The organism is Pseudomonas sp. BP01, assembly GCF_022760795.1.
Taxonomy (GTDB): Bacteria; Pseudomonadota; Gammaproteobacteria; order Pseudomonadales; family Pseudomonadaceae; genus Aquipseudomonas; species Aquipseudomonas putida_Q.
This window is the reverse complement of sequence record NZ_JAFBKA010000010.1, coordinates 17,121-42,959: the sequence shown is the minus strand read 5'-3', so window position 1 is coordinate 42,959 and position 25,839 is coordinate 17,121. Positions and strand designations below refer to the sequence as shown.

The window sequence follows — 25,839 nt, the reverse complement described above, 5'->3', positions numbered from 1 at the left end:
TCACTTCAGGGCTTCAACGTAACGACGTTCCACTTCCGCCCAGTCAATGACGTTGTAGAAAGCACCGATGTATTCCGGACGACGGTTCTGATACTTCAGGTAGTAGGCATGCTCCCACACGTCCAGGCCGAGGACAGGCGTATTGCCGTGCATCAGCGGGCTGTCCTGGTTACCGCTACTTTCCACCACCAGGGTCTTCTGCGGCGTCACGCTGAGCCAGGCCCAGCCGCTGCCGAAACGGGTCAACGCCGCTTTGGTGAAGGCGTCCTTGAAGGTGTCGAAACCGCCCAGTTGCGACGAGATGGCCTGCGCCAACTGGCCCTGTGGCTCACCGCCGCCCTCGGGCGACATCACGGTCCAGAACAGGCTGTGGTTGGCGTGGCCGCCGCCATGGTTGGTCACCGCACCGCGCAGGTTTTCCGGCAGTTGCTTGACCGCACCGACCAGTTTTTCCACCGGCCACTCGGCCCACTCGGTGCCTTCGATAGCAGCATTGAGGCCGTTGACGTAGGTCTGATGGTGCTTGCTGTGGTGGATCTCCATGGTCTGGGCGTCGATGTGCGGCTCCAGCGCATCGTAGGCGTAAGGCAAAGCAGGCAAGGTATGGGGCATGTCAGTGAACTCCGTAAGCATGGGTTCCAGGCGCCACATCCGGCTGGGCAGCGAGTTCGCTGGCTCCGGCACTGTGGCGGTTGAGCAGGCGCTCGGTTCGCGGGTACTGGCCGTACTCGGCGATGAAATTCAGCAGTTCGGTGTAGGTTCGCCCACTGTGGCGCAGGGCAGCGTCACGCAGCTCCTGGGGCAAGCGCGCCTCCTGGCTGGCCTGCAGCAGCCGCTGGTGGGCGGCGCACAGGTAGTCGGCGCTCTCGTGCGGCTGATTCAGGCGCAGGTGCAGGTCGGCCAGGTTGTGGTGGGCGATGACGAACACGGCCACCGCTTCGTCGACGTCATGCCAGCGCTCGAACAGCACCTGGGCCAGCGCCAAGGCTTGCAGGTAGTGTTCCCGGGCGTCGACCAGCTCGCCTTGTTCGAACAGGCGGTTGGCGGTTTCCGTGGTGCGTTTCCAGTGCTGCATGGTTGCCTCCTAAGCGGTGACGCAGGGTCAGATACCGCCGGCGGTGAGTTTTTCCGGGTCCAGCAGCGCTTCAAGCTGGTCACGCGACAGGTCGGTGTGCTCCAGTGCCACATCGATGATCGGGCGCCCCTGCTTGTAGGCGGTCTTGGCGATTTCGGCGGCCTTGAGGTAACCGATGATCGGGTTCAGCGCAGTGACCAGGATCGGGTTGCGCGCCAGGGCTTCCTTGAGCTTGTCCTCGTTGACCTTGAAGCTGGCGATGGCCTTGTCGGCCAGCAAGCGGCTGACGTTGGCCATCAGTTCGATGCTCTCCAGCAGGTTGCGGGCGATCACCGGCAGCATCACGTTCAGCTCGAAGTTGCCGGACTGGCCAGCGACGGCGATGGTCGCGTCATTACCGATCACCTGGGCGGCAACCATGGCAGTGGCCTCCGGAATCACCGGGTTGACCTTGCCCGGCATGATCGAAGAGCCCGGCTGCAAGCCTTGCAGCTCGATTTCGCCCAGGCCGGCCAGTGGACCGGAGTTCATCCAGCGCAAGTCGTTGGCGATCTTCATCAGTGCCACGGCGGTGGTCTTGAGCTGGCCAGACAGCGCCACGGCGGTGTCCTGCGAGCCGATCAGCGCGAACAGGTTCTGCCCGGGGGTGAACTCCACCTTGGTCAGGCCGCTGAGCTGTCGGGCGAAACCGGCAGCGAACTGAGGGTGGGCGTTGATGCCGGTACCCACGGCAGTGCCGCCTTGGGCCAGCGCCTGCAAGCTCGGCAGGGTCGCGTCGATGTGCCCCTTGGCAGCGTTGATCTGCGCCGCCCAGCCATCCAGCACCTGGCTCATGCGCACCGGCATGGCGTCCATCAAGTGGGTGCGTCCCGTTTTCACATACTGGTGCACTTGCGCCGACTTGGTCTCGATCACCTGTACCAGGTGGCTCAGGGCCGGCAGCAACTGCTCGTGCAAGGCCAGTGCAGCACTGACGTGAATGGTGGTGGGGATGATGTCGTTGCTGCTCTGGCCACAGTTGACGTGATCATTGGCATTGACAGCGTCACCCAGCACGCGGCTGGCCAGGGTGGCAATCACCTCGTTGGCGTTCATGTTCGAACTGGTGCCGGAACCGGTTTGGAACACATCCACCGGGAAGTGCTGGATAAAGTCTTGCGCCAGCAGTTGCTCGACTGCCTTGACGATGGCCTGGCCCTGCGCCGCAGACAGTTGCTCCAGCTCGACGTTGGCCTTGGCGGCGGCCGCTTTGGCCAGCAACAAGGCACGGATGAACTGGGCCGGCATGCGCAGGCCACTGACCGGGAAGTTGTCGACCGCGCGCTGGGTCTGGGCACCGTACAGGGCCTGGGCCGGCACCTGCAGTTCACCCATGCTGTCACGCTCGATACGGGTATCACTCATCATCAAATCCTTGCATCAGTTCATCGGGAGAAATCGACGGCAGCAGACGGCAATTGGCCAACTGCAGGGCGTAGGGCTGCCAGCGCTGGTTCTGTTCGTGGCGGTCGAGGTTGCGCAGGTCCAGCAGCGGGCGCCAGGCCTGGTCCAGGCACAGGCAGCGCCAATGCCAGGGCAGCATGCGATCGCAGGCGGTATCCAGCAGCAGGCGGAAAGAGGTCAGCGCCACCGTCCATGACGATGTCTCGGTGCAGCACACCAGATAGCGGCCTTCGGCCAGGTAATGCTCGATCAGGCGCGGCTCGTCGGGCTCGAGCGCACAGCGGATGCGCCGGCTGAGCCAGCGCCAGTTTTCCAGGTAGGGCAGTTCGCGGAGGACGGGTTTCATGAACATCATCGCCGGGTTACTGGATAATGATATTCATTATTAAGTGATAAACAGAATCACTTCAAGAAAAAGGTGATGAAAAAAAACCGGCGCAGGGGCCGGGTCTTCAGTTGCATTGAAAATTTTGTAGTGCCTGCTCCGGCCTCTTCGCGGGCGAGCCCGCGAAGAGGCGAGTGCAGGCTAAAGATCAGCTACCAGCAACAGTCATCCGCTCGATCAGAACCGATCCGGTGTGGATGTTGCTGCGGGTTTCAAGATCGCTGCCAATCGCAACAATCTGCTGGAACATATCCTTCATATTGCCGGCAATGGTCACTTCCTGCACCGCATGCTGAATCTCGCCATTTTCGACCCAGAAGCCAGCCGCACCACGGGAGTAATCCCCCGTCACCATGTTCAGCCCATGCCCCATCAACTCGGTCACCAGCAGCCCGCGCCCCATACGGCGGATCAACGCGGCCTGATCTTCGACACCGTGAGTGACGAACAGGTTGTGCACGCCACCGGAGTTGGCCGTGCTTGGCAGGCCCAGCTTGCGCCCGGAATAGGTGCCCAGCAGGTACGACACCAGCTCGCCTTTGTCGACGAACGGCTTGGCATAGGTAGCCAGGCCATCACCATCGAATGCTGCGCTGCCCAGTGCCTGTGGAATATGGGGGCGCTCGTCAAGGGTCAGCCAGGAGGGGAACAGCCGTTGCCCAATGGTCCCTTCAAGGAAAGACGACTTGCGGTAAAGATTGCCGCCGGAAATGGCCGAGAGGAAGCTGCCAAACAGGCCACCGGCCAGTTCGGCGGAAAACAGCACCGGCACCTCGCAGGTCGGTACCGGACGCGCGCCCAAGCGACTGGCTGCGCGCTGGGCAGCGCGCACGCCGATGCTGCGCGGGTCGGCCAGCAGGTTGCCCTGGCGGTTCACGTCGTACCAGTAGTCACGCTGCATCTGGCCATCGCCTTCAGCGATCATCACGCAGCTCAGGCTGTGCCGGGTCGAGGCGTAACTGCCGATGAAGCCATGGCTGTTGCCATACACACGGCAGCCCTGGTGAGTATTGAGTGTGGTGCCATCGGCGTTGAGGATGCGCGGGTCTTCATCGAACGCCGCAGCCTCGCAGGCCAGGGCCATCTCGATGGCCTTTTCGGGCTCCATCGCCCAGTCATGGTACAGGTCCAGATCAGGGATTTCGCGGGCCATCAGCGCTGCGTCTGCCAGACCGGAACATTCGTCCTCGGACGTATGCTTGGCAATGGCCAGGGCTGCGGCGACGGTCTCGCGGATCGCATCCGGGCCACTGGCCGAGGTGCTGGCCGAGCCTTTGCGCTGACCAACGTAAAGGGTGATACCAAAGCCTTGGTCGCGATTGAACTCGACCGTTTCAACCTCGCGCTGGCGTACCGTGGTGGACAGGCCCTGCTCCAGCGACACCGCCACTTCACAGGCACTGGCCCCCTGACGGCGCGCCTCGGCAATGATTGCCTCGACCTGCTCCTGCAATGCTGGCAGGTCCTTCGGACCTACGCTCTGGACTGCACTCATGGTTCTCTCCACTCAAATTCTGCGTACGGCTCGGGGTCATTCTACGACCGGGCCGGACAAGCGGCCCCCGACTGGTTATCATGGCGGCGATTTCTAGCGGACTGCCACCATGGTTGATTCAAACAACGACGCCTTCGACGGCGAAAAAAGCAAAACCCAGATCAAGCGCGAACTGCATGAGCTGGTCGAACTCGGCGAGCGCCTTACTACGCTCAAAGCCGATACCCTGGCCCGCCTGCCGTTGACCGACGAGCTGCGCAAGGCCCTGGCCGAGGCCAGCAAGCACACCGCTCACGGTGCCCGCAAACGCCACATGTCGTTTGTCGGCAAGCTGATGCGCGTACAGGACCTGGACGCCATCCACGCCTTGCTTGAGCAGATGGACAGCTCGACCCGCCAGTACAACGAGCGCTTCCACGGTCTGGAGCGCTGGCGCGACCGGTTGATCGACGGCAACGACGAAGACCTTGAGCGCTTCGTCAACGAGTACCCCGACACCGACCGCCAACAGCTGCGCTCGCTGGTGCGCCATGCCCAGCACGAAAAAGCGCGGAACAAGCCGCCTGCTGCTGCGCGCAAGGTGTTCAAGTACATCCGCGACCTCGACGAGTTACAGCGCGGTTTGCGCTGAGCCCCTGGGGCCGCTGTGCGGCCCAATCGCGACACAAGGCCGCTCCCACAGTATTCGCGCAGCCATTCCTGCATGGCGCAGCCCCTGTGGGAGCGGCCTTGCGTCGCGAAAGGACCGCAAAGCGGTCCCAGATGGCCATCACGCCCCGGTACCGCCCACGGTAATCGCATCCAGCTTCAAGGTAGGCTGCCCCACCCCGACCGGCACCGACTGCCCGTCCTTGCCGCACGTCCCTACCCCGCTGTCCAGCGCCAGGTCGTTACCGACCATCGACACCCGGCTCATCGCCTCCGGCCCGTTGCCGATCAGCGTCGCACCCTTCACCGGCGCGGTAATCTTGCCGTCTTCGATCAGGTAGGCCTCACTGGTCGAGAACACGAACTTGCCGCTGGTGATGTCCACCTGGCCACCGCCGAGGTTGGCGCAGTAGATACCTTTCTTCACCGACGCGATGATTTCCTGCGGGTCGCTATCGCCTGCACGCATGTAGGTGTTGGTCATGCGCGGCATTGGCAGGTGCGCGTAGGATTCACGGCGGCCGTTGCCGGTCACTGCCATGCCCATCAGGCGTGCGTTGAGCTTGTCCTGCATGTAGCCCTTGAGCACACCGTTCTCGATCAGCGTGGTGCATTCAGTCGGGGTGCCCTCGTCATCCACGCTCAGCGAGCCACGGCGGCCTTCGAGCGTGCCGTCGTCAACGATGGTGCACAGGCTCGATGCCACTTTCTCGCCAATACGGCCACTGAACGCCGAGCTGCCCTTGCGGTTGAAGTCACCTTCCAGGCCATGGCCTACCGCCTCGTGCAGCAACACGCCCGACCAGCCCGAGCCCAGTACCACCGGCAAGGTGCCGGCAGGTGCCGGGATCGCCTCCAGGTTTACCAGCGCCTGGCGCAAGGCTTCGCGGGCATAGCCCATCACCCGTTCCTCGGTGAAGAAGCGGTAGTCGGTACGCCCGCCACCGCCCTGCCCGCCGCGCTCGCGACGGCCGTTCTGCTCGACGATGACGCTGACGTTGAAGCGCACCAGCGGGCGCACGTCGGCGGCCAGGCTGCCATCGGCCGCAGCAATCAGGATGCGCTCCCAGACCCCGGCCATGCTTACGCTGACCTGCTGGATGCGTGGGTCCAGGGCGCGGGTGGCGGCGTCGACACGCTTGAGCAGCTCAACCTTTTCGGCACGGCTCAGTACATCCAGCGGGTTGTCTGCGGCATACAGAGCGGTCACTTCCTGGCTGCGGAAGGCCTGGACCGTGCCGTTCTGCCCGGCACGGGAAATGGAACGGGCGGCGCGCGCCGCCGAGGTCAGCGCCTCGAGGTTGATCGCATTGCTGTAGGCGAAGCCGGTCTTTTCACCGGACTGGGCACGTACGCCCACGCCCTGGTCCAGGTTGAAGCTGCCCTCTTTGACGATGCCGTCTTCCAGCGCCCAGGTTTCCGAGATCTGACCCTGGAAATACAGGTCGGCGGCGTCGATGCCGGGGCCGGCCAACTCACCCAGCACGCTTTGCAGGCTGTCCAGGGTCAAGCCGCCTGGGGCCAGGAGCTGCTCGCTGACGGTGGATAACATCTGGCTCATAGTCACTCCGAGGTGTGCGCAGGCCGCAACGCGCCCTGCGAGAAAAAGCGCCGGTGCGTTACCACCGGCATGCGCGCCCGGATGGACGCTTGTTCATCAATGTTGCGCTCGGCAAGCAGTACCGCTTCGCCTTGCGCCTGTTCTGCGACGATGCGCCCCCAAGGGTCGACGATCGCCGCATGGCCATGGGTTTCACGTGGGCCCGGGTGGGTGCCGCCCTGCGCCGCAGCCAGCAGGTAACACTGGGTTTCGATCGCGCGGGCGCGTACCAGCACCTCCCAATGCGCCGCACCTGTCACAGCAGTAAAGGCCGCTGGCGCAGTGATCAGCTCCGCGCCGGCAGCGCGCAGCGCGCTGTACAGCTCAGGGAAGCGCAAGTCGTAGCACACGCTCAGCCCCAGCCGCCCAACCGGGGTGTCGGCCACCACCACCTGGGTGCCATGGGCGTAGTCGTCCGACTCACGGTACCGGCCGCGGTTGTCGGCAACGTCCACGTCGAACAGGTGCAGCTTGTCATAACGTGCCGCCACCTCGCCGTACTCGTCGATCAGCAGCGAGCAGGCGTGGGCCTTGGCCTCGGGCTGGCCGACCGGCGGCAAGGGCAAAGTACCGGCCACAATCCATAACTTGAGGTCGCGGGCGGTGCGTTTCAACCATGGCAGGATCGGCCCTTCGCCCATTGCTTCGGCGCGGCCGATGGCAGCGGCGTCCTTGCGGCCCATGGCGGCGAAGTTTTCCGGCAGCACCGCCAGCCTGGCGCCCCCAAATGCGGCCTGCTCCAACAGGGCCCCGGCACGCTGCAGGTTGGCCAGCACATCATCCTGGCTGACCATCTGGATTACCGCTGCCTTCATGGGTACTCCTAGCGGGATTTCTCGAAAGGTTTCACAAATGTGATTCTAGGCTCTTTCCACGGCCCTTCGACACGGTAGTGCACGCTGGCAAACCGCGATACGCGGTCACCGATCAAGCGGTCGACCAGGAACAGCGCACCGCCTACGGCCGGCGCGCCGATAATCAGTGCCGCCAGCGGCAGGTTGTTGGTCACTGGCAGGCTCACCTGCAGGTTGGCATCTACCCGGTCGCGCACCATGTCCAGCGTGCCTTCCAGCTCGAAGTTGCTCGACGGGCCAGTCACGCTGATCGGCTCGCGGGTCACATAGACACCGTCACTGGCCACCAGCAGACCTTTGACCCGGTCATAGGCCAGGCCCTTTTCGAACAGGTCGGAGAAGTCCAGGCGCAGGCGCCGGCCAATGGCGTTGAAGTTGAGCAGGCCGAACACGCGCAGTGCCTGTGCACTGCCTTCGACTTCGACGAACTGGCCGGTGCGCAGTGCCGCGTCCATGCTGCCAGAGAAGCGCTTCAAGCCCACCGCAGCAGGCGAACCCGGCCAGCGGCCGTCCACATCCAGGCGGAAGTCGCGGCTGGTCACGGTCGGGGCGAAGCCCCAGGCCTTGAGCACATCCGCCAGATTCTTGCCGTCCAGGCGCCCTTTGTACCAGCTGCTGGTGCTGCCTTGCGCACCCTCCCAGCCCCCTCCGCCGTCGATGCGCAGGCCTTTGAAGTCGAGGTCGATATCACTGGCGGTCACGCCACGCGCTGTCGGGCGCAATTTGATCGCCGCGCTGCCGAACAGGTCGTCGCCGCGGTAGAGCTTATCGATACTCAGGTCCAGCGCCGGTACCTTGCGCGGGTCAAACGAGGCCAACGGGTCCGGGCCTTCTTCGGCCTGAGCCTGGGCAGGGTCGGCAGCGGGCAGGCGCAGGGTCTGCATGCGCACGACCATGGGCGCCCCCTTGGCATCCGGCACACGGGCGTTGCCAATCACTTCCCTGCTGTCGAGGCGCAGGTCCCAGGCTGCGCCGCCACGGGCCATGCGTACCACGGCCTGGTTCAGGTCCATGCCGAAGGCTTTCAGCTGGCCAATGCTCAAGTCGACACTTTGCAGGTTCTGTCGCGCGCTACCGCCCGGATCGTCGCCGGCAAGGCGGGCCGCCTGTTCCTGCCAGGGCGCCAGGTCCAGCGACTCCAGGCGCCCGCGCACCCGCAGGCCCTGGCCAGTGGGCAGTTGGGCATCACCGGTGCCCAACAGCAACTCACCACGGCCCTGTGCCAGCTTGTCAGCCGGCGCGGCGTAGGCAAAGCGTGCAAGGTCGGCGTAAGCGGCATCGAAACGCCGCTCCTGGCCTTGCAGGTTCATGCTGAAACGGCTGTCGCGGGAATCTGCTGCAGCTTTGCCGAAGGGGGCCGGCAGGTCGATGGCCAAGCCCTTGAGGGTCGAGTTGACGCTCAGCCGGTTATCCCGGCTACCCAGGCTGAGCTGCAACTGATAAGGCAGGTCGCCGGACGCTGGCAAGGCCTGCTTGAACTGCAGCCAGTCGGTCAGCGCCTTGAGCGCTACCTGGCCATTGGCGTCGATACGCGTCTGCATCTGCCCCGGCTGGCCTTCGGCAGTAATTTGCGCCGTCACCGGCTTGCCGAACGCCTGCAGGCTGATGCCCTTGCCACTAAGGCCCTTGTCAAAATCGAAGCTGAAGTCACCTTTCAGGCGGCTCAACTCCAGGCTCGGCGGGGCAACTTTCAAGCGCGCATCGCGGGTGGCGAAGTCCACCTGTACTTTCGGCCGTTCGCCGTGGGCCAGCGGGATGTCGAGCTTGACCTTGCCCTTCAACGGCCCTTCGCCCTCCCAGCCGGCGAAGATCTCGCCCGTGCCGATCGGCGCTTCCTTGAGTATTTTCAGGCCATCGCCCAGGCTCCCGTCGAAGTCGCCATCCAGGTACAGGCGGCTGTGCTGGTCACCCTCGACATGCGGGATATCGACGCTGACATCGCTCACCTTGGTGTCGAGCAACACACCACGCTGAGCCTTGATGCGCACACCGCTGTCCTCGATGAACACATCGCCATCGACGTGCTGCACCTGCGGCCAGCCAGGCTGGAAGTCCAGGGCGGCGTCCCGCACCTTGAAAAACAGGCTGATGCTGCGAGCCTCTGGCGCGGCGCCATGGTTCAGCGAGCCCTGGTACTGGAAGTAGCCCTCATCCACCGTGCCTTTGACGATGGCGCTGCGCAGCCATTCGTCGAGGGCCGGGCTGAGCACCTCGGGCAGGTACTTGGCGGTGTAGCGGCCATCGCCCTCGGTCAGGCCGACACGCAGGTCCATGTAGTCCTCGCGGCCTTCTTCGAACAACAGGCGAATAAGGAAGTCACCAGCAATCTTGCCCTCCTCGCCCAGCACCTTGAGGTAAGGCGCAACCAGGGTGAAGCCTTCCTTGTCCAGCGCCCAGGTCAGGCGCGCATTGGCTTTCTGGTAGTGCCAGGGTTTGGCGAAGATCGGGTAGAGGTGCAGCATGAATGCATCGGTATCCAGGCGCAGTTCACCATGGCCCAGGTCGCCGCTGATGCGGCCGCTGACGTTACCGGCAGCCGGGGCCCCGTGGTAGGCATCGAAACCGACCTTCTCCAGGTTGGCGTCGAACTGCAGGCGCTGGTCTCCCTCGGCCTTGGGCCGGGCCTCCAGCCGTACATTGCGCAACGCGCCGGTTACCTTCAGGCCATTGACCACGGCCATGACATTGTCAGGCAGCGGTGCCAAGGCATCGATCAGCGGGGTCAGGGGCGTAAGGTGCAGCCGGTCGGCCTGCAGCTTCCAGCTTTCATCGGCAGTGCTCTCGCCTGGGCGCTGCTGCAACTGCAGGTGCGACTCCCAACGGGTCTTGCCGATGTCCATGGCCAGGGAGTCGACCACTACATCAAAGCCTTGAGCCCGGCGCTGGAACCAGGCGCCCAAGGCCAGATTGTTCAGTGTCGCGGCCTTGCGCCCGGCATAGCCGCCCTGCAGCTCGGGTGCGTTGAGCCGCACCACTGCCTGCTGCAATTGCCCTTCGCGCCAGTCGACCCAGAACTCGCCGCCCGCTCGCAGCGCGTCGGCATGCCACTGGCCCAGCAGGCGTGGGGGCAACCAGCGCGCCCAGTCACTTTGCGGCAGGCTCAGGTAGGCATCTACCTGGGCATCTCGCCAGGCCTTGGCCGACGCACGGCTACGCAGGTTCAGCGCCAGGGGCTGGCCATCGGGCAGGGTCGCATTCAGGTCCACAATCTGGCGCGAAGCGCCTGCCTGCAGGCCGGCGCTCACATACGTCAGGGTGAGCGGGTCACGCTGCCACGGGTGCAAGGTGACCTGACTGTCGAACACATCGATGCGGCCCAGCTGGCGCAGGCGCTGCAGCAGTTCGGCGGGGTCCAGTGGCGCATCGTCCTTCTTCGGCAGGCCTTCGAGGTGCCAGGCACCCTGCTCGTTCTCGCGCAGGATCAGTTGCAGGCCGCCCAGTTGTATTCGCGCCAGGCGCACTTCGCGGGCACTGAGGCTGGCCCAGACATCGGGAACTACCTTGACGTCGTCCAGGCGCAGCGCGGTCGCACCTTCACCCAGCTGCAGGTCACGCACCCGCAGCACCGGTGCCAGCCCGCTCCAGCGCCCTTCAAGGGCACCGACATGCACCGGCAGGCCCAACGCCTGTTCAGCTTTGCGCTCCACATCAGCACGGTACTCGGCCACCAGCGGCACCAACTCGCGGCCGAGGCTGACATACAGCGCCACCAATACCGCCAGCAGGGCGCAAAAGCCCAGCCCCCAGCGGGTCAAGGCGACAAGAACGCGAGTCAGACGTCCCATGGCCATGGCCCTCCAAGTCGTTTATCCATGATGGCCGGTAGTGGCGGTTTTGCCAGCCCAGCCATCCAGTGGCGCGTTCGAGAAGACCTCAGAGCAGCACCACGTCGTATTGTTCCTGCGAATACATCGACTCGACCTGGAAGCGAATGGTTCGACCGATAAAGGCCTCAAGTTCTGCCACATTGCCGGACTCCTCATCCAGCAGGCGGTCGACCACTTTCTGGTTGGCCAGCACCCTGTAGCCCTCGGCCTGATAGGCACGGGCTTCGCGCAGGATCTCGCGGAAAATTTCGTAACAGATGGTCTCGGGGGTTTTCAGCTTGCCGCGGCCCTGGCAGGCCAGGCACGGCTCGCACAGCACCTGCTCCAGGCTTTCACGGGTGCGCTTGCGGGTCATCTGCACCAGGCCCAGTTCGGTGATGCCGATGATGTTGGTCTTTGCGTGGTCCCTTTCCAGTTGCTTTTCCAGTGTACGCAGCACCTGGCGCTGGTGTTCTTCATCTTCCATGTCGATGAAGTCGATGATGATGATGCCGCCGATATTGCGCAGGCGCAGTTGCCGGGCGATGGCGGTGGCAGCCTCCAGGTTGGTCTTGAAGATGGTCTCTTCAAGGTTGCGATGGCCGACGAATGCACCGGTGTTCACGTCAATGGTGGTCATCGCCTCGGCCGGGTCGACCACCAGGTAGCCGCCGGACTTGAGCGGTACCTTGCGCTCCAGGGCGCGCTGGATTTCGTCTTCGACACCATACAGGTCAAAGATGGGCCGCTCGCCAGGGTAGTGTTCGAGGCGGTCGGCGATTTCCGGCATCAGTTCGCCAACGAACTGCGTGGTCTTCTGGAAGGTTTCACGCGAGTCGATGCGGATCTTCTCGATCTTCGGGTTGACCAGGTCACGCAGGGTACGCAGGGCCAGGCCCAGGTCCTCGTAGATGACCATGGGTGCGCCGCAGGTCTTGATCTGGGAGCCAATCTGCTCCCACAGGCGGCGCAGGTAACGGATGTCCTGCAAGATCTCTTCAGCACGTGCGCCTTCGGCCGCAGTGCGCAGGATGAAGCCGCCGGCATCCTTGATGTTCTCGCTTTCCATGCAGTTGCTTACCACCTGCTTGAGGCGGTCACGCTCGGCTTCGTCTTCGATCTTCAGCGAAATGCCGACATGGCTGCTGCGTGGCATGTATACCAGGTAGCGCGAAGGGATCGACAGCTGGGTGGTCAGGCGCGCACCTTTGGTGCCGATCGGGTCCTTGGTCACCTGCACCACAAGGGCCTGGCCTTCATGCACCAGTGCAGTGATGGTTTCGACTGCCGAGCCTTCACGCTGGGAAATTTCCGACGCATGGATGAACGCAGCGCGCTCCAGGCCGATGTCGACGAAGGCCGCCTGCATGCCTGGCAGCACACGCACCACCTTGCCCTTGTAGATATTGCCGACGATGCCACGGCGCTGGGTGCGCTCGACGTGCACTTCCTGCAGTACCCCGTTTTCCACCACCGCCACGCGTGACTCCATCGGGGTGATGTTGATCAGGATCTCTTCACTCATGGCCGGCTCTCGTCAAAGGTCTTTTGTAATGATGGATGGCGTATGCCGTGCTGGCTACCGCGGGTTTGTTACCTCTGGCGTATGCACGGGCGATTGCCAACAGGCGATACCAAACGTGCCAAGCAACTCGGCCGTCTCACTGAGGGGCAGGCCTACCACGGCCGAATAACTGCCGGAAAGGCCGGTGACGAACACTGCGCCCAGGCCCTGGATAGCGTAGCCACCAGCCTTGTCTACAGGCTCGCCGCTGGCCCAGTAGCGTTGCGCTTCATCGGCGCTGATGGCCCGGAACCGCACCTTGCTGGTGACGCACAGGCTTTGCATAAGCAGGCCATTGCTGAGGGCAACCGCAGTCAACACCTGGTGCTCGCGGCCCGACAGGTCGGCCAGCATGGCCAAGGCATCCTCGCGGTTTTCCGGCTTGCCGAGAATACGCCCGTCGAGCACCACGGCAGTGTCTGCCCCCAGCACTACAGCCGGGCCCTCGACACTGGCCAGACCGGCGGCGGCCTTGGCCCGAGCCAGGCGTTCAACGTAGGCCAGGGCGCTTTCGCCGGGCAGCGGGGATTCATCGATGGGTGCACTGACGACGGTGAAGGGCACACCGATCTGGGTCAGCAATTCACGACGGCGGGGCGAGCCAGAGGCCAGGTATAGCGGGTTCATGCAGACATCTCCCTGTCAGTTGCGGCGGCGCCGTCAGTTGATATGCAAGCGTCGGCGCAGGTCGCGCAGGGCGAAACTGATCCATGGCCAGAGCAAGGCACTGATGACCGCCGACCAGACCAGCGCCAGGGTAGGCAGGCGGTTGCCGGTCAGCGCGCTGAGCCATAGCTGGATAAGCTGGGCGATGCCGAATATGACCAGAATCACCAGGCTCTGCTGCCACATGGGGAACATACGCAGGCGCTGCTGCAGGGACAACACCAGGAAGGTGATGAGGGTGAGGATCAGTGCGTTCTGCCCCAGCAGGGTACCGTACAGCACGTCCTCGGCCAGGCCCAGCACGAATGCCGTGGTCATGCCGACCTTGCTCGGCACCGCCAGGGTCCAGAACGACACCAGCAAAGCCAGCCACATGGGCCGGAACACTTCCATGAACTGCGGCATGGGCGAGACGCTGAGCAGCAGGCCGATGGCGAAAGTCAGCCAGATGACCCAGCCGTTGTTGCGGCGTGAAGCAGCCATCATTGTCTCCGGGTGTGAGCGGGTGCGGCAGGCGCTGCGGCAGGCGTGGCAGGGGTAGCTGCCGGGGCTGCAGGCTGGGCGGCCGGCGCTGCGGGTGTGGAGGGCGCCACAGGCGTATTGCTGGCAGGTGTACCCTGCTCGCCCGTGCTCACCGGTTGGCCGGGGACCGAGGTGCCCTTGCGGTCAGCCTCTTCCTGGGCGATGGCGGCGTCGGTAGCACGCTGCTCCGGGGTACGCCGGTCACTGAATACCAGCAGCATGTAACGGCTGCGGTTGAGCGCGGCGGTGGGGATGGCACGCACGATGGCAAACGGCTGCCCGGAATCGTGGATCACCTCGTTGACCGTAGCCACCGGGTAGCCGGCCGGGAAGCGTTGGCCCATGCCGGAACTGACCAACAGGTCGCCTTCCTTCACGTCGGCCGTATCAGCCACATGGCGCAGTTCAAGGCGCTCCGGGTTGCCGGTGCCGCTGGCGATGGCACGCAGGCCGTTGCGGTTGACCTGCACCGGGATGCTATGGGTGGTATCGGTCAGCAACAGCACCCGCGAGGTGTAGGGCATCAGTTCGACTACCTGGCCCATCAGGCCGCGGGCATCGAGCACCGGCTGGCCCAGGAACACACCATCACGCTCGCCCTTGTTGATCAGGATGCGGTGGGTGAACGGGTTGGGGTCGACACCGATCAGCTCGGCCACTTCGACTTTTTCGTTGACCAGCGCCGAAGAGTTCAGCAATTCGCGCAGGCGCACGTTCTGCTCGGTCAGGGCCGCCAGCTTCTGCAGGCGCCCCTGCAACAGCAGGGCCTCGGTCTTGAGCTTTTCGTTTTCGGCGATCAGTTCGGTGCGGCTGCCGAACTGGCCGGCCACGCCTTGCCACGCACGTTGCGGCAGGTCGGTGATCCAGTACGACTCCATCAGCACCAGGCCCATCTGGCTGCGCACGGGCTTTAGCACGTCAAAGCGCGCGTCGACAACCATCAACGCGACCGACATCACCACCAGAACGAGCAGGCGAACGCCCAGCGAAGGGCCCTTGGAGAAAAGCGGTTTAATGGGCCGTTCCTCGTGGACGACTCAGGAGGTCATTGGACATGGGACAACGCACCAGCCTGGTTGCGGGTTGACGGATACGGCGCCCTGAACGGGCACCCGCCCAGCACATACAGGTAGCACTGTGCGTACTACCTGTAAACCGGGCGCTCGTGAACAGCGAGTGGGATCACTCGCTGGAGAGCAGGTCCATCGCGTGCTTGTCCATCATCTCCAGGGCGCGACCGCCGCCACGGGCGACACAGGTCAGCGGGTCCTCGGCGACGATCACCGGCAGGCCGGTTTCCTGGGCCAGCAGCTTGTCGAGGTCACGCAGCAGCGCGCCACCACCGGTCAGCACCAGGCCACGCTCGGCGATGTCCGAAGCCAGCTCGGGCGGCGATTGCTCCAAGGCGCTCTTCACGGCCTGGACGATGGTCGCCAGCGATTCCTGCAGCGCTTCGAGCACTTCGTTGGAGTTCAGGGTGAAGGCACGCGGTACGCCTTCGGCCAGGTTGCGGCCACGCACATCGACTTCGCGCACTTCGCCGCCTGGGTAAGCGGTACCGATTTCCTGCTTGATGCGCTCGGCGGTGGACTCGCCGATCAGGCTGCCGTAGTTGCGGCGCACGTAGGTAACGATGGCTTCGTCGAAGCGGTCGCCGCCAACGCGGACGGACTCGGCATAAACCACGCCGTTCAAGGAGATCAGTGCGATTTCAGTGGTACCACCACCGATATCGACGACCATCGAACCGCGGGCCTCTTCAACCGGCAAGCCAGCACCGATGGCAGCAGCCATTGGCTCTTCGATCAGGAACACTTCACGGGCACCGGCACCCAGGGCCGACTCGCGAATGGCGCGGCGCTCTACCTGGGTCGACTTGCACGGTACGCAGATCAGCACGCGCGGGCTTGGCTGCAGGAAGCTGTTCTCGTGGACCTTGTTGATAAAATATTGCAACATTTTTTCGCAAACGCTGAAGTCGGCGATGACGCCGTCCTTCATCGGACGAATGGCAGCAATGTTGCCAGGCGTACGGCCCAGCATGCGTTTGGCTTCGGTACCGACGGCGACAACGCTTTTCTGATTGCCATGGGTACGGATGGCAACAACCGAGGGCTCATTCAGGACGATACCGCGCTCACGCACGTAAATAAGGGTGTTGGCAGTACCCAGGTCGATGGAAAGATCGCTGGAAAACATGCCACGCAGTTTCTTGAACATGGGAAAGTGACCCTGGGGAAAGCGTGGGTAAAAAAGTGCGGCAAACTCTAACAATGGCAGGGATTTTGGGCAAGGAGCCAATATGTTAAATTGGCTGTTTTTCCGAGCACGCCAGCCGATGATCGCGGCCGTTGGACCGCCAGAAAGCTGACATGTTCCTCACTGCGGACCCAAATTCCGTTCTTTGTTTCCCTTGGAGATCCCCATGGCGCTTGAACGCTGCGACGTGGAAAAGATCGCCCATCTGGCCCGTCTGGGGCTGAATGATGGCGAACTGCCACGTATTACCGAAGCCCTGAACAGCATCCTCGGGCTGGTCGACCAGATGCAAGCGGTCGACACCACTGGCATCGAGCCCCTGGCCCACCCGCTGGAGGCCAGCCAGCGCCTGCGCCCCGACCAGGTCACAGAAAGCAACCAGCGCGACGTCTACCAGGCTATCGCGCCGTCGACCGAAAGCGGTCTGTACCTGGTTCCCAAAGTCATCGAGTAAGGGATAGAGCCTGCCATGCATCAATTGACCCTGGCCGAGATCGCCCGCGGACTCGCCGACAAGTCGTTTTCCTCCGAAGAGCTGACCGGCGCCCTGTTGGCGCGCATCAAGCAACTCGACCCGCAAATCAACAGCTTCATCAGCGTCACCGAAGACCTGGCCCTGGGCCAGGCGCGTGCCGCCGACGCCCGTCGCGCCGCAGGCGAAACCGGCGCGCTGCTGGGTGCACCCATCGCCCACAAGGACCTGTTCTGCACCAACGGCGTACGCACCAGTTGCGGCTCGAAGATGCTCGACAACTTCAAGGCACCGTACGACGCCACCGTGGTCGCCAAGCTGGCTGAAGCTGGCATGGTCACCTTGGGCAAGACCAACATGGACGAGTTCGCCATGGGTTCGGCCAACGAATCCAGCCACTACGGCGCGGTGAAGAACCCCTGGAACCTCGAACACGTTCCAGGCGGTTCGTCGGGCGGTTCGGCTGCTGCCGTGGCCGCACGCCTGCTGCCGGCCACCACCGGTACCGACACCGGCGGCTCGATCCGCCAGCCGGCGGCACTGACCAACCTCACCGGTCTCAAGCCGACGTACGGTCGCGTGTCGCGCTGGGGCATGATCGCCTACGCCTCCAGCCTCGACCAGGGCGGCCCACTGGCCCGCACTGCCGAGGACTGCGCCCTGCTGCTGCAAGGCATGGCCGGCTTCGACGCCAAGGACTCCACCAGCATCGAAGAGCCGGTGCCGGACTACAGCGCCAACCTGAACGCTTCGCTGCAGGGCCTGCGCATCGGCCTGCCGAAAGAGTACTTCGGTGCCGGCCTCGACCCACGTATCGCCGACCTGGTCCAGGCCAGCGTCAAGGAGCTGGAAAAGCTCGGCGCGGTGGTCAAGGAAATCAGCTTGCCGAACATGCAGCATGCCATCCCGGCCTACTACGTGATCGCCCCGGCGGAAGCCTCTTCCAACCTGTCGCGTTTCGACGGCGTGCGCTTCGGCTACCGCTGCGAAGAGCCAAAAGACCTCACCGACCTGTACAAGCGTTCCCGTGGCGAAGGCTTCGGCACAGAAGTGCAGCGCCGCATCATGGTCGGCACCTACGCCTTGTCGGCCGGCTACTACGACGCCTACTACGTGAAGGCACAGCAGATCCGCCGCCTGATCAAGAACGACTTCATGGCTGCCTTCAACGATGTCGACCTGATCCTCGGCCCGACCACGCCTAACCCGGCCTGGAAGCTTGGCGCCAAGAGCAGCGACCCGGTCGCTGCCTACCTGGAAGACGTCTACACCATCACCGCCAACCTGGCGGGCCTGCCGGGCCTGTCGATGCCGGCCGGCTTCGTCGACGGCCTGCCGGTCGGCGTACAGCTGCTGGCGCCGTACTTCCAGGAAGGCCGCCTGCTCAACGTCGCGCACCGCTACCAGCAAGTGACCGACTGGCACACCCGCGCCCCCAACGGCTTCTGAGGAGTTCACACATGCAATGGGAAGTTGTGATCGGGCTTGAAATCCACACTCAGCTCGCCACCCAGTCGAAGATCTTCTCCGGCAGCGCCACCACTTTCGGCTCAGAGCCGAACACCCAGGCGAGCCTGGTTGACCTGGGCATGCCCGGCGTATTGCCGGTGCTGAACCAGGAAGCCGTGCGCATGGCGTGCATGTTCGGCCTGGCCATCGATGCCGAAATCGGCAAGCGGAACGTGTTCGCGCGCAAGAACTACTTCTACCCGGACCTGCCCAAGGGTTACCAGATCAGCCAGATGGACCTGCCGATCGTCGGTAAGGGCCACCTGGATATCGCCCTGGAAGACGGCACCATCAAGCGCATCGGGGTAACCCGCGCGCACCTGGAAGAAGACGCCGGCAAAAGCCTGCACGAAGACTTCAGCGGCTCCACCGGCATCGACCTCAACCGTGCCGGCACCCCGCTGCTGGAAATCGTCTCCGAGCCTGACATGCGCAGTGCCAAGGAAGCCGTGGCCTACGTCAAGGCAATCCACGCGCTGGTGCGCTACCTGGGCATCTGCGACGGCAACATGGCCGAAGGCTCGCTGCGCTGCGACTGCAACGTGTCGATCCGCCCGAAAGGCCAGGCCGAATTCGGCACCCGCTGCGAGATCAAGAACGTCAACTCGTTCCGCTTCATCGAGCGCGCGATCAACAGCGAAATCCAGCGCCAGATCGACCTGATCGAAGACGGCGGCAAGGTGGTGCAGGAAACCCGCCTGTATGACCCGAACAAAGATGAAACCCGCTCCATGCGCAGCAAGGAGGAAGCCAACGACTACCGTTACTTCCCCGACCCAGACCTGCTGCCGGTGGTGATCGAGGACAGCTTCCTCGAAACCATTCGCGCCGGCCTGCCGGAGCTGCCGCCGCAGAAGGTCGAACGCTTCCAGAGCCAGTACGGCCTGTCGGCCTACGACGCCAACGTGCTGGCTTCCAGCCGCGAACAGGCAGACTACTTCGAGGAAGTGGTAAAAATCGGTGGCGACGCCAAGCTGGCCGCCAACTGGGTCATGGTCGAGCTGGGCAGCCTGCTTAACAAGCTGGGCATCGAGATAGACCAGGCACCGGTCAGCGCCGCGCACCTGGGTGGCATGCTGCTGCGCATCCGCGACAACACCATCAGCGGCAAGATCGCCAAGACCGTGTTCGAAGCCATGGCTGCCGGTGAAGGCGACGCCGACAGCATCATCGAAAGCAAAGGCCTGAAGCAGGTTACCGACACCGGTGCGATCGACAAGATGCTCGACGAAATGCTGGCGGCCAACGCCGAGCAGGTCGAACAGTACCGCGCCGCCGACGAGGCCAAGCGTGGCAAGATGTTCGGCTTCTTTGTCGGCCAGGCGATGAAGGCTTCCAAAGGCAAGGCCAACCCGGGGCAGGTGAACCAATTGCTCAAGGCCAAGCTCGAAGGCTGAGCTGAAAAAGCGGCGAGGGCCTAGCCCTCGTTCGCCGGCAAGCCAGCTCCCACAGGTACAGCGCCGCTCTTGAGGGCGATGAGGTACCTGTGGGAGCTGGCTTGGCGGCGATGGGCCGCGCAGCGGCCCCAATAGCACCGGAGCAAGAACTTGCTAAAAAAATCCCTCGGCACGCTAGCCCTCTTCTCTTTCCTGGCCGGCTGCGCCAGCCATGACATCGACCCGCGCGGTTACGACCAGACGGGCACCGCTTCCTATTACGGCTCGCGCCACCACGGCAAACGCACCGCCAGCGGCGAACCGTTCAACCAGCACGGCCTTACCGCCGCCCATCGCAGCCTGCCGTTCGGCACTCGCGTACGGGTCACCAACACGGCCAACCAGCGCAGTGTGGTGGTGCGCATCAACGACCGTGGCCCGCACACCCGCGGCCGCCTGATCGACCTGTCTCGCGCCGCAGCAGAAAAAATCGGCATGCTCCGTAGCGGAACAGCGCGCGTGCGAGTACAAGGGCTTAGCGACTGACGCGACAGGAGTCCGACCATTTTCGACCTGGCCACCCTTCCCACCTTCAGCCTGCTGCAATTGGGCATTGCCCTGCTGCTGCTGGTCGGCGGCGCCGAATTGCTGGTGCGCGCAGCGCTGCGCCTGGCACTACGCCTTCATGTTCGCCCGTTGATTATCGGCCTGAGCCTGGTGGCCTTCGGCAGTACCGCGCCACAACTGACCGTGAGCCTGCAGGCTGCCTATCAGGGCGCGCCGGATGTGGCGGTCGGCAGCGTGGTGGGCAGCAACATCTTCAACGTACTGGTCATTCTCGGCCTTGCCGCGCTGATCATCCCCTTGCGCGTGTCGCGCCAGCTGGTGCGCCTGGACATTCCGCTTATGATCGTCGCCAGCGGCCTGGTCTATGCCCTGTGCGCCAACGGTTACCTGGGCCGGGTTGAAGGCGGGCTGCTGCTGCTTGGCCTGGTCGGTTACCTGGTAATGCTCTGGCACCAGTCGCGCCACTACGCACGCACCTACCCCGCGCCGGACACGGCCAAATCCAGCGCCAGGCGCTTCTGGTCAGGCACGCTGCTGCAGGTGTTGGCCGGCCTTGTCTTGCTGAGCCTGGCGGGGCACCTGCTGCTGGAGGCCGCCGTGGAGGTTGCCACCGACCTGGGGCTGTCCGAGCGCATCATCGGCCTTACCGTCGTCGCCATCTGCACATCCCTGCCAGAGCTCGCCGCTGCATTGATCGCGGCCCTGCGCGGTGAACGGGAAATTGCCGTGGGCACGGTCATCGGCAGCAACCTGTTCAACCTGCTGGCCGTGCTGGGCCTGACCGCGCTGATCACCCCTGAGCCGCTGTCGATCTCGCCAAACGCCCTGGCCTTCGACCTCCCGGTAATGCTCGGTGTCGCCGCACTAAGCCTGCCGGTGTTCTATTCCGGTTACCGCATCACCCGCGCCGAAGGCCTGGTGTTCCTTTGCCTGTACCTGGCCTACGGGCTGCACGTGGCGGCGTTTACCATGGGTATGCCGCTGGCCGGGCGCCTGGAGCGGTTGATGCTGTTCTATGTGCTGCCTGTGCTCGCCGTGGTGCTGTTGTATACCACCGTGCGCGCCTGGCGCCGGCAGCATTGATCGGGCCATGTCATCTGGCGCATGCCTTAAGCCTTGTGTCGCACTTTAGATCGAGCGCCGCCCGCGCGGCGCTTGATCTCACAGGCGATACAAATTTAACGGCGAACCTGCCGCGCCTTTTTCAGCTTGAAGGCTACCCACAGCACGGCAATCCATGCCGGGATCAGCATCACCGAGATGCGAATCGGCGGGGTCAGGTACATCACCACCAGAATCAGCACGATGAATGCCAGGCACAGGTAGTTGGTCAGCGGGTGCCCCAGGCTCTTGTAGAAAGGGGTAATCCCGGCCGCCAGCTTGGCCTTTCGGAACTTCAGGTGGGTAATGCTGATGCTCGCCCAGTTGATCACCAGTGCCGACACCGCCAGGGCCATCAGCAAGCCAAAGGCCTCGCCCGGCATCAGGTAGTTGATCACCACGCACAGCCCGGTCGCGAAGGCCGACACGCCCAGCGCGGTCAGCGGCACGCCGCTGCGGCTGACTTTCAGCAGCTGGCGCGGTGCGTCACCCTGGCTGGCCAGGCCAAACAGCATGCGGCTGTTGGCGTATACGCAGCTGTTGTAAACCGACAGCGCAGCCGTCAGCACCACGATATTGAGAATGGTCGCCACCAGGTCGCTGTCCAGCTCGTGGAAAATCATCACGAACGGGCTGCCGCCCTGCACCACCTTCTGCCACGGGTACAGTGACAGCAGCACTGCCAGGGCACCGATGTAGAAGATCAGGATGCGGTAAACCACCTGGTTGGTGGCCTTGGGGATGCTCTGCCGCGGGTTGTCGGCCTCGGCAGCGGTGATACCCACCAGCTCCAGGCCACCGAACGAGAACATGATCACCGCCAGTGCCATCACCAGGCCGCTGACACCGTTAGGGAAGAAGCCGCCGTACTGCCACAGGTTGGCCACGCTGGCATCCGGGCCACCATGGCCACTGCTCAGCAACCAGGCGCCGAAGCCGATCATGCTGACGATGGCCACGACCTTGATAAGGGCGAACCAGAATTCCATTTCGCCGTAGACCTTCACCTGGGTCAGGTTGATCAGGTTGATCACCACGAAAAAGATCGCCGCGGTGGCCCAGGTGGGGAAGTCCGGCCACCAGTACTGCACGTAGATACCTACTGCCGTCAGCTCGGCCATGCCAACCAGCACATACACCACCCAGTAGTTCCAGCCCGACACGAAGCCTGCGAACTCGCTCCAGTACTGGTGGGCAAAGTGGCTGAAGCTACCGGCCACCGGCTCTTCCACCACCATTTCACCCAGCTGGCGCATGATCAGGAAGGCCATCAGGCCAGCGATGGCATATCCCAGCAATACGGAGGGGCCGGCCAGCTGGATGGTCTGGGCGATACCCAGGAACAAGCCGGTACCGATGGCCCCGCCCAGCGCGATCAGCTGGATATGGCGATTCTTCAGCCCGCGCTGTAACTGCTCGGGCGTGCTCTGGTCTTGCATGAAGTGTCCTTTAGCTCAGTGAGGCTGTTTTTTGTGTTGTTTGCAGTCAAGGATCTAGATCCATCCGCCCCACTGCAAGATGAAAATGCCGATATTGGTGGTGATTGCCGCCATTAACGTGGTGATCACGATGATCGACGCAGCCAGCTCATGGTTGCCGTTGGCCGCCCGCGCCATGACGTAACTGGCTGCTGCAGTCGGGCTGCCGATGTACAGGAACAGGATGCCCAGTTCGGCACCGCGAAAGCCGCACAGCCAGGCACCGAGGGTGCCAACCAGCGGTAGCCAGACCATCTTCACCAGGCTGGCGTCGATGGCCAGCCGGCCGCTGTCGCGCAAGGCCGCCAGCGACAGGGTGCCGCCAATACACATCAACGCCAGCGGCAGGGTCATCTGCGCCAGGTAATCACCCGAAGTCAGCAGCCAGTTGGGTAGCGGCACCTGGCCGTAAGCCATGGGTGTGGCGACCAGCACGCTGATGATCAGCGGGTTGCTGAAAATGCTCTTGCAGATGCTCCATGGGTCGGACTTGAGGTCCGGGCTGTACACCGCCAGCACCACGGCCGACAGCGAGTTGTACATGAGGATGACCAGGCCGGCGAGCACCGCCCCCAGCGAAATACCGTAGTCGCCGTACAGGCTTGCAGCCAGGGCCAGGCCGATGACGCCGTTGTTGCCGCGGAACGCACCCTGGGTATAGATGCCCCGGTCGGCCAGCGGGCTGCGCCAGATGGCCATGCCCCAGGCGACGGCGAAGCCAACCAGGGTGGCGACGATGAAGTAGAGGATGACACCGGGTTTTACCGCTGCGGCCAGGTCGGCGTGATAGATACCGAGGAACAGCAGCGCAGGCATGCAGACGTTGAACACCAGCTGCGAGGCGACGCGGTTGAAATTGTCGTCGATCAGGTGGATGCGTTTAAGCAGCACGCCCATGAACAGCATGGCGAAGACAGGTGCCGTGATGTTCAGCGTCTGGATAAGAAGGGCAAGCATGCGCAAGCGATCCTGGAGAGGTTGCCGTTAGGTGGCTAATGATACGCCAACGGCCGTTAGTTGCGGGGATCAGGTGCGGTAAAGAGACGTTTCCGACAGTGCCGGCCCTATCGCCGGCAAGCCAGCTCCCACAGGTACTGAATAGATACCGGAACCTGCGGGGCCCCAGTGGGAGCTGGCTTGCCGGCGATGAGGCCGGTACAGGCAAAAGGGATCAGCGCCGGACCGGGCGCTTCTGCAGCTTGCGCTGCAAGGTCCGCCGGTGCATGCCCAGCGCCCGTGCGGTGGCCGAAATGTTGCCCTCGTGCTCGTTCAACACGCGCTGGATGTGTTCCCACTGCAGGCGGTCGACCGACATCGGGTTTTCCGGCACCAGGGTATCCAGGTCGGTGTGTTCGGACAGCAACGCGGCCAGCACGTCGTCGGCGTCAGCCGGCTTGCACAGGTAGTTGCAGGCACCGCGCTTGACCGCTTCCACTGCGGTGGCAATGCTCGAGTAACCGGTCAGGATCACCACGCGCATTTCCGGGTCCAGCTCCAGCAGCTTGGGCAGCAGCACAAGGCCGGAGTCACCGTCCATCTTCAGGTCCAGCGTGGCGTAGTCCGGCAGGTCCTGCTGCGCCAGGATCAAGCCTTCTTCGGCAGAACTGGCGGTGCTCACGCGGAAACCGCGACGGCTCATGGCCCGGGCCATGACCCGGGTGAAGGTGGCATCGTCATCCACCAACAGCAGGTGCGGCAGCTCTTCGCTTTCGACCTGGTTTTCTTCGCTCATCATTCATCTCCTCGCTTGCCATAGGGCAGGCGCAATTCGGTCAGGGTGCCACCCTGTTCATGACTATAGAGTTTCACCGAACCGCCCGCACGGGTCACGCTGGCCTTGCTCAAGAACAGGCCCAGGCCGAAGCCTTTGCCCTTGGTGGTAATGAAGGGTTTGCCGATGGCTTCGGCGATAGCCGGCGGTACGCCAGGGCCACGGTCGCGGATGCTGATGACGATGTCCTGGGCGTCCCAGTCCAGGTGCACCTCCAGGTCATCGGGGCAGGCATCGGCGGCATTGTTCAACAGGTTCAGCAGTGCTTGGGTCAGGTCGGGTGGTGGCGTCAGGCGCGGCACTTTGCCATCGCGCAGCCGCTGGAAGCGGTAGCTGGCTTCCGGGCGCATCAGGTGCCAACGGTTCAGCGCCTCGTCCAGCCAGGCGGTCACATCCTGCTCCACGATCGCCAGCCGGCGGTTGGCTTCGGCGGCGCGCACCAGCTGCTGCAAGGTCTCTTTGCACAACTTTACCTGGTCCTGAAGAATCTGCAGGTCTTCCTGCAGCAACGGGTCGGTGTGGTCCTGGCGCATTTCATTGATCAGCACACTCATGGTCGCCAGCGGCGTGCCCAGCTCATGGGCGGCACCGGCGGCCTGGGTGGCCACGGCCAGCAGTTGCTCGTCGCGCAGGCTTTCTTCACGCCGTTCGGAGCGCAGCTGCTCCTGGCGGCGCAGCTCTTCGGCCATGCGTGCGGCAAAGAAGGTAATCACCGCCGCAGCCAGGGCAATGCTCAGCCACATGCCGTAGACCTGCATCTTGTCCCGCGCCATGGGCAGGCCTTCAAGCGGGTAGAACTGCACCAGCAGCAGGCTGTAGGCGGTCAGGGCGATACCCGAAAGAATCAGCGAATACAGCCACGGCAAGGTCACCGCGGCAATCGCCAGCGGTACCAGGTAATACGACACGAACGGGTTGGTCGAGCCGCCGGAGTAATACAGCAAGGCACTGTGGATCAGCAGGTCACAGGCCAGCTGCAGGGCGTACTCCATCTCGGTGACCGGCAGCGACAGGCGCAAGCGCAGCGCCGTGAAGGCACACAGCAGCGAGGACAACGCCAAGGTGCCGGCCAGCGACAGCCACGGCAACGGCAGCAGTTCGGTCCAGTAGGCAACGCCCACGGAGCCGGCCTGGGCAGCCAGGACCAGGACCCGAATGACGGTCAGGCGCCAAAGGTTCTGGCGGGTAGCGGACAACGGTTGTACGGCGGCGAGCATGAGCTCTCCTGATGAGTGCTCCAGAAAATCG

23 protein-coding genes are annotated in these 25,839 nt (G+C 63.7%); 6 read left to right on the top strand and 17 right to left on the bottom strand.

Features of this window, described 5'->3' with window-relative positions:
- The 5 genes from JOY50_RS11100 to pmbA form a co-directional block, all read right to left on the bottom strand.
- On the bottom strand, positions 1-612 hold the full coding sequence (locus JOY50_RS11100) for a superoxide dismutase (protein ID WP_132843981.1): 612 nt from the start codon (positions 610-612) through the stop codon (positions 1-3).
- Between the two features lies 1 nt (position 613).
- Positions 614-1,075, bottom strand: a complete 462-nt coding sequence (locus JOY50_RS11095; RefSeq protein ID WP_019471373.1) for a DUF2753 family protein — start codon at positions 1,073-1,075, stop codon at positions 614-616.
- Between the two features lie 27 nt (positions 1,076-1,102).
- The gene (locus JOY50_RS11090; protein ID WP_132843984.1) at positions 1,103-2,479 is read right to left on the bottom strand and encodes a lyase family protein; all 1,377 of its coding nucleotides are present in this window, start codon (positions 2,477-2,479) and stop codon (positions 1,103-1,105) included.
- A complete protein-coding gene (locus tag JOY50_RS11085; protein WP_019471375.1) occupies positions 2,472-2,873 on the bottom strand; it encodes a hypothetical protein in 402 nt (133 codons plus the stop codon). The genes JOY50_RS11090 and JOY50_RS11085 overlap by 8 nt, the downstream gene beginning before the upstream one ends.
- A 178-nt stretch (positions 2,874-3,051) precedes the next feature.
- Positions 3,052-4,398 carry a metalloprotease PmbA gene (gene pmbA, locus JOY50_RS11080; RefSeq protein WP_138765963.1) on the bottom strand — a complete coding sequence of 449 codons (1,347 nt, stop codon included), beginning with the start codon at positions 4,396-4,398 and terminating at the stop codon, positions 3,052-3,054.
- A gap of 109 nt (positions 4,399-4,507) precedes the next feature.
- Between pmbA and yjgA the strand changes: the two genes are divergently transcribed.
- Complete coding sequence (gene yjgA / locus JOY50_RS11075; RefSeq protein WP_016485027.1) at positions 4,508-5,029, top strand: ribosome biogenesis factor YjgA; 522 nt, start codon at positions 4,508-4,510, stop codon at positions 5,027-5,029.
- A gap of 138 nt (positions 5,030-5,167) precedes the next feature.
- Here the strand turns inward: yjgA and tldD are convergent, their stop codons facing one another.
- From tldD to mreB, 8 genes are all read right to left on the bottom strand, one after another.
- Positions 5,168-6,607 carry a metalloprotease TldD gene (gene tldD, locus JOY50_RS11070; protein WP_132843989.1) on the bottom strand — a complete coding sequence of 480 codons (1,440 nt, stop codon included), beginning with the start codon at positions 6,605-6,607 and terminating at the stop codon, positions 5,168-5,170.
- Between the two features lie 2 nt (positions 6,608-6,609).
- Positions 6,610-7,461 (bottom strand): carbon-nitrogen hydrolase family protein, encoded by an 852-nt coding sequence (locus tag JOY50_RS11065; RefSeq protein WP_243055183.1) that lies wholly within the window; start codon positions 7,459-7,461, stop codon positions 6,610-6,612.
- Positions 7,462-7,469: 8 nt separating this feature from the next.
- Positions 7,470-11,291 carry a YhdP family protein gene (locus JOY50_RS11060; RefSeq protein WP_138737640.1) on the bottom strand — a complete coding sequence of 1,274 codons (3,822 nt, stop codon included), beginning with the start codon at positions 11,289-11,291 and terminating at the stop codon, positions 7,470-7,472.
- Between the two features lie 82 nt (positions 11,292-11,373).
- The gene (gene rng, locus JOY50_RS11055; protein ID WP_016485023.1) at positions 11,374-12,831 is read right to left on the bottom strand and encodes a ribonuclease G; all 1,458 of its coding nucleotides are present in this window, start codon (positions 12,829-12,831) and stop codon (positions 11,374-11,376) included.
- Positions 12,832-12,885: 54 nt separating this feature from the next.
- Entirely contained in the window at positions 12,886-13,497 is a 612-nt protein-coding gene (locus JOY50_RS11050) for a nucleoside triphosphate pyrophosphatase (protein ID WP_132843997.1), read from the bottom strand.
- A 33-nt stretch (positions 13,498-13,530) separates the two neighbouring features.
- Positions 13,531-14,019: a rod shape-determining protein MreD gene (mreD, locus tag JOY50_RS11045; protein ID WP_019473693.1), complete on the bottom strand. Its 489-nt coding sequence runs from the start codon at positions 14,017-14,019 to the stop codon at positions 13,531-13,533.
- The gene (mreC, locus tag JOY50_RS11040) at positions 14,019-15,014 is read right to left on the bottom strand and encodes a rod shape-determining protein MreC (RefSeq protein WP_238342566.1); all 996 of its coding nucleotides are present in this window, start codon (positions 15,012-15,014) and stop codon (positions 14,019-14,021) included. The genes mreD and mreC overlap by 1 nt, the downstream gene beginning before the upstream one ends.
- A 226-nt stretch (positions 15,015-15,240) precedes the next feature.
- Positions 15,241-16,278 carry a rod shape-determining protein MreB gene (mreB, locus tag JOY50_RS11035; RefSeq protein WP_003255163.1) on the bottom strand — a complete coding sequence of 346 codons (1,038 nt, stop codon included), beginning with the start codon at positions 16,276-16,278 and terminating at the stop codon, positions 15,241-15,243.
- Positions 16,279-16,483: 205 nt separating this feature from the next.
- On the opposite strand from mreB, the gene gatC reads away from it, so the two are divergent.
- The 5 genes from gatC (at position 16,484) to JOY50_RS11010 (ending at position 21,324) form a co-directional block, all read left to right on the top strand.
- On the top strand, positions 16,484-16,771 hold the full coding sequence (gene gatC, locus JOY50_RS11030; protein ID WP_019473691.1) for an Asp-tRNA(Asn)/Glu-tRNA(Gln) amidotransferase subunit GatC: 288 nt from the start codon (positions 16,484-16,486) through the stop codon (positions 16,769-16,771).
- Between the two features lie 15 nt (positions 16,772-16,786).
- Positions 16,787-18,238: an Asp-tRNA(Asn)/Glu-tRNA(Gln) amidotransferase subunit GatA gene (gene gatA, locus JOY50_RS11025; RefSeq protein ID WP_019473690.1), complete on the top strand. Its 1,452-nt coding sequence runs from the start codon at positions 16,787-16,789 to the stop codon at positions 18,236-18,238.
- A gap of 11 nt (positions 18,239-18,249) precedes the next feature.
- A complete protein-coding gene (gene gatB / locus JOY50_RS11020) occupies positions 18,250-19,695 on the top strand; it encodes an Asp-tRNA(Asn)/Glu-tRNA(Gln) amidotransferase subunit GatB (protein ID WP_019473689.1) in 1,446 nt (481 codons plus the stop codon).
- Positions 19,696-19,845: 150 nt separating this feature from the next.
- Positions 19,846-20,220 carry a septal ring lytic transglycosylase RlpA family protein gene (locus JOY50_RS11015; protein ID WP_019473688.1) on the top strand — a complete coding sequence of 125 codons (375 nt, stop codon included), beginning with the start codon at positions 19,846-19,848 and terminating at the stop codon, positions 20,218-20,220.
- A gap of 60 nt (positions 20,221-20,280) precedes the next feature.
- The gene (locus JOY50_RS11010) at positions 20,281-21,324 is read left to right on the top strand and encodes a calcium/sodium antiporter (RefSeq protein WP_132844002.1); all 1,044 of its coding nucleotides are present in this window, start codon (positions 20,281-20,283) and stop codon (positions 21,322-21,324) included.
- A gap of 95 nt (positions 21,325-21,419) precedes the next feature.
- On the opposite strand, the gene JOY50_RS11005 is transcribed toward JOY50_RS11010, so the two are convergent.
- The 4 genes from JOY50_RS11005 to JOY50_RS10990 all read right to left on the bottom strand — a co-directional run bounded on the left by JOY50_RS11005 (position 21,420) and on the right by JOY50_RS10990 (position 25,808).
- On the bottom strand, positions 21,420-22,781 hold the full coding sequence (locus JOY50_RS11005; protein ID WP_132844004.1) for an amino acid permease: 1,362 nt from the start codon (positions 22,779-22,781) through the stop codon (positions 21,420-21,422).
- 54 nt (positions 22,782-22,835) lie between these two features.
- Positions 22,836-23,777 (bottom strand): AEC family transporter, encoded by a 942-nt coding sequence (locus tag JOY50_RS11000; RefSeq protein ID WP_132844007.1) that lies wholly within the window; start codon positions 23,775-23,777, stop codon positions 22,836-22,838.
- A 214-nt stretch (positions 23,778-23,991) separates the two neighbouring features.
- Entirely contained in the window at positions 23,992-24,552 is a 561-nt protein-coding gene (locus tag JOY50_RS10995; protein ID WP_003255244.1) for a response regulator transcription factor, read from the bottom strand.
- The gene (locus JOY50_RS10990) at positions 24,552-25,808 is read right to left on the bottom strand and encodes an ATP-binding protein (RefSeq protein ID WP_243055182.1); all 1,257 of its coding nucleotides are present in this window, start codon (positions 25,806-25,808) and stop codon (positions 24,552-24,554) included. Before JOY50_RS10990 ends, JOY50_RS10995 begins: the two co-directional genes overlap by 1 nt.
- Positions 25,809-25,839: the final 31 nt, after the last annotated feature.

What these genes read in the sequence shown, in the direction of transcription:
- JOY50_RS11100 (WP_132843981.1), bottom strand. Translation starts at nt 612, where the DNA reads ATGCCCCATACCTTGCCTGCTTTGCCTTACGCCTACGATGCGCTGGAG.
- JOY50_RS11095 (WP_019471373.1), bottom strand. Translation starts at nt 1,075, where the DNA reads ATGCAGCACTGGAAACGCACCACGGAAACCGCCAACCGCCTGTTCGAA.
- JOY50_RS11090 (WP_132843984.1), bottom strand. Translation starts at nt 2,479, where the DNA reads ATGAGTGATACCCGTATCGAGCGTGACAGCATGGGTGAACTGCAGGTG.
- JOY50_RS11085 (WP_019471375.1), bottom strand. Translation starts at nt 2,873, where the DNA reads ATGATGTTCATGAAACCCGTCCTCCGCGAACTGCCCTACCTGGAAAAC.
- pmbA (WP_138765963.1), bottom strand. Translation starts at nt 4,398, where the DNA reads ATGAGTGCAGTCCAGAGCGTAGGTCCGAAGGACCTGCCAGCATTGCAG.
- yjgA (WP_016485027.1), top strand. Translation starts at nt 4,508, where the DNA reads ATGGTTGATTCAAACAACGACGCCTTCGACGGCGAAAAAAGCAAAACC.
- tldD (WP_132843989.1), bottom strand. Translation starts at nt 6,607, where the DNA reads ATGAGCCAGATGTTATCCACCGTCAGCGAGCAGCTCCTGGCCCCAGGC.
- JOY50_RS11065 (WP_243055183.1), bottom strand. Translation starts at nt 7,461, where the DNA reads ATGAAGGCAGCGGTAATCCAGATGGTCAGCCAGGATGATGTGCTGGCC.
- JOY50_RS11060 (WP_138737640.1), bottom strand. Translation starts at nt 11,291, where the DNA reads ATGGCCATGGGACGTCTGACTCGCGTTCTTGTCGCCTTGACCCGCTGG.
- rng (WP_016485023.1), bottom strand. Translation starts at nt 12,831, where the DNA reads ATGAGTGAAGAGATCCTGATCAACATCACCCCGATGGAGTCACGCGTG.
- JOY50_RS11050 (WP_132843997.1), bottom strand. Translation starts at nt 13,497, where the DNA reads ATGAACCCGCTATACCTGGCCTCTGGCTCGCCCCGCCGTCGTGAATTG.
- mreD (WP_019473693.1), bottom strand. Translation starts at nt 14,019, where the DNA reads ATGGCTGCTTCACGCCGCAACAACGGCTGGGTCATCTGGCTGACTTTC.
- mreC (WP_238342566.1), bottom strand. Translation starts at nt 15,014, where the DNA reads ATGTCGGTCGCGTTGATGGTTGTCGACGCGCGCTTTGACGTGCTAAAG.
- mreB (WP_003255163.1), bottom strand. Translation starts at nt 16,278, where the DNA reads ATGTTCAAGAAACTGCGTGGCATGTTTTCCAGCGATCTTTCCATCGAC.
- gatC (WP_019473691.1), top strand. Translation starts at nt 16,484, where the DNA reads ATGGCGCTTGAACGCTGCGACGTGGAAAAGATCGCCCATCTGGCCCGT.
- gatA (WP_019473690.1), top strand. Translation starts at nt 16,787, where the DNA reads ATGCATCAATTGACCCTGGCCGAGATCGCCCGCGGACTCGCCGACAAG.
- gatB (WP_019473689.1), top strand. Translation starts at nt 18,250, where the DNA reads ATGCAATGGGAAGTTGTGATCGGGCTTGAAATCCACACTCAGCTCGCC.
- JOY50_RS11005 (WP_132844004.1), bottom strand. Translation starts at nt 22,781, where the DNA reads ATGCAAGACCAGAGCACGCCCGAGCAGTTACAGCGCGGGCTGAAGAAT.
- JOY50_RS11000 (WP_132844007.1), bottom strand. Translation starts at nt 23,777, where the DNA reads ATGCTTGCCCTTCTTATCCAGACGCTGAACATCACGGCACCTGTCTTC.
- JOY50_RS10995 (WP_003255244.1), bottom strand. Translation starts at nt 24,552, where the DNA reads ATGAGCGAAGAAAACCAGGTCGAAAGCGAAGAGCTGCCGCACCTGCTG.
- JOY50_RS10990 (WP_243055182.1), bottom strand. Translation starts at nt 25,808, where the DNA reads ATGCTCGCCGCCGTACAACCGTTGTCCGCTACCCGCCAGAACCTTTGG.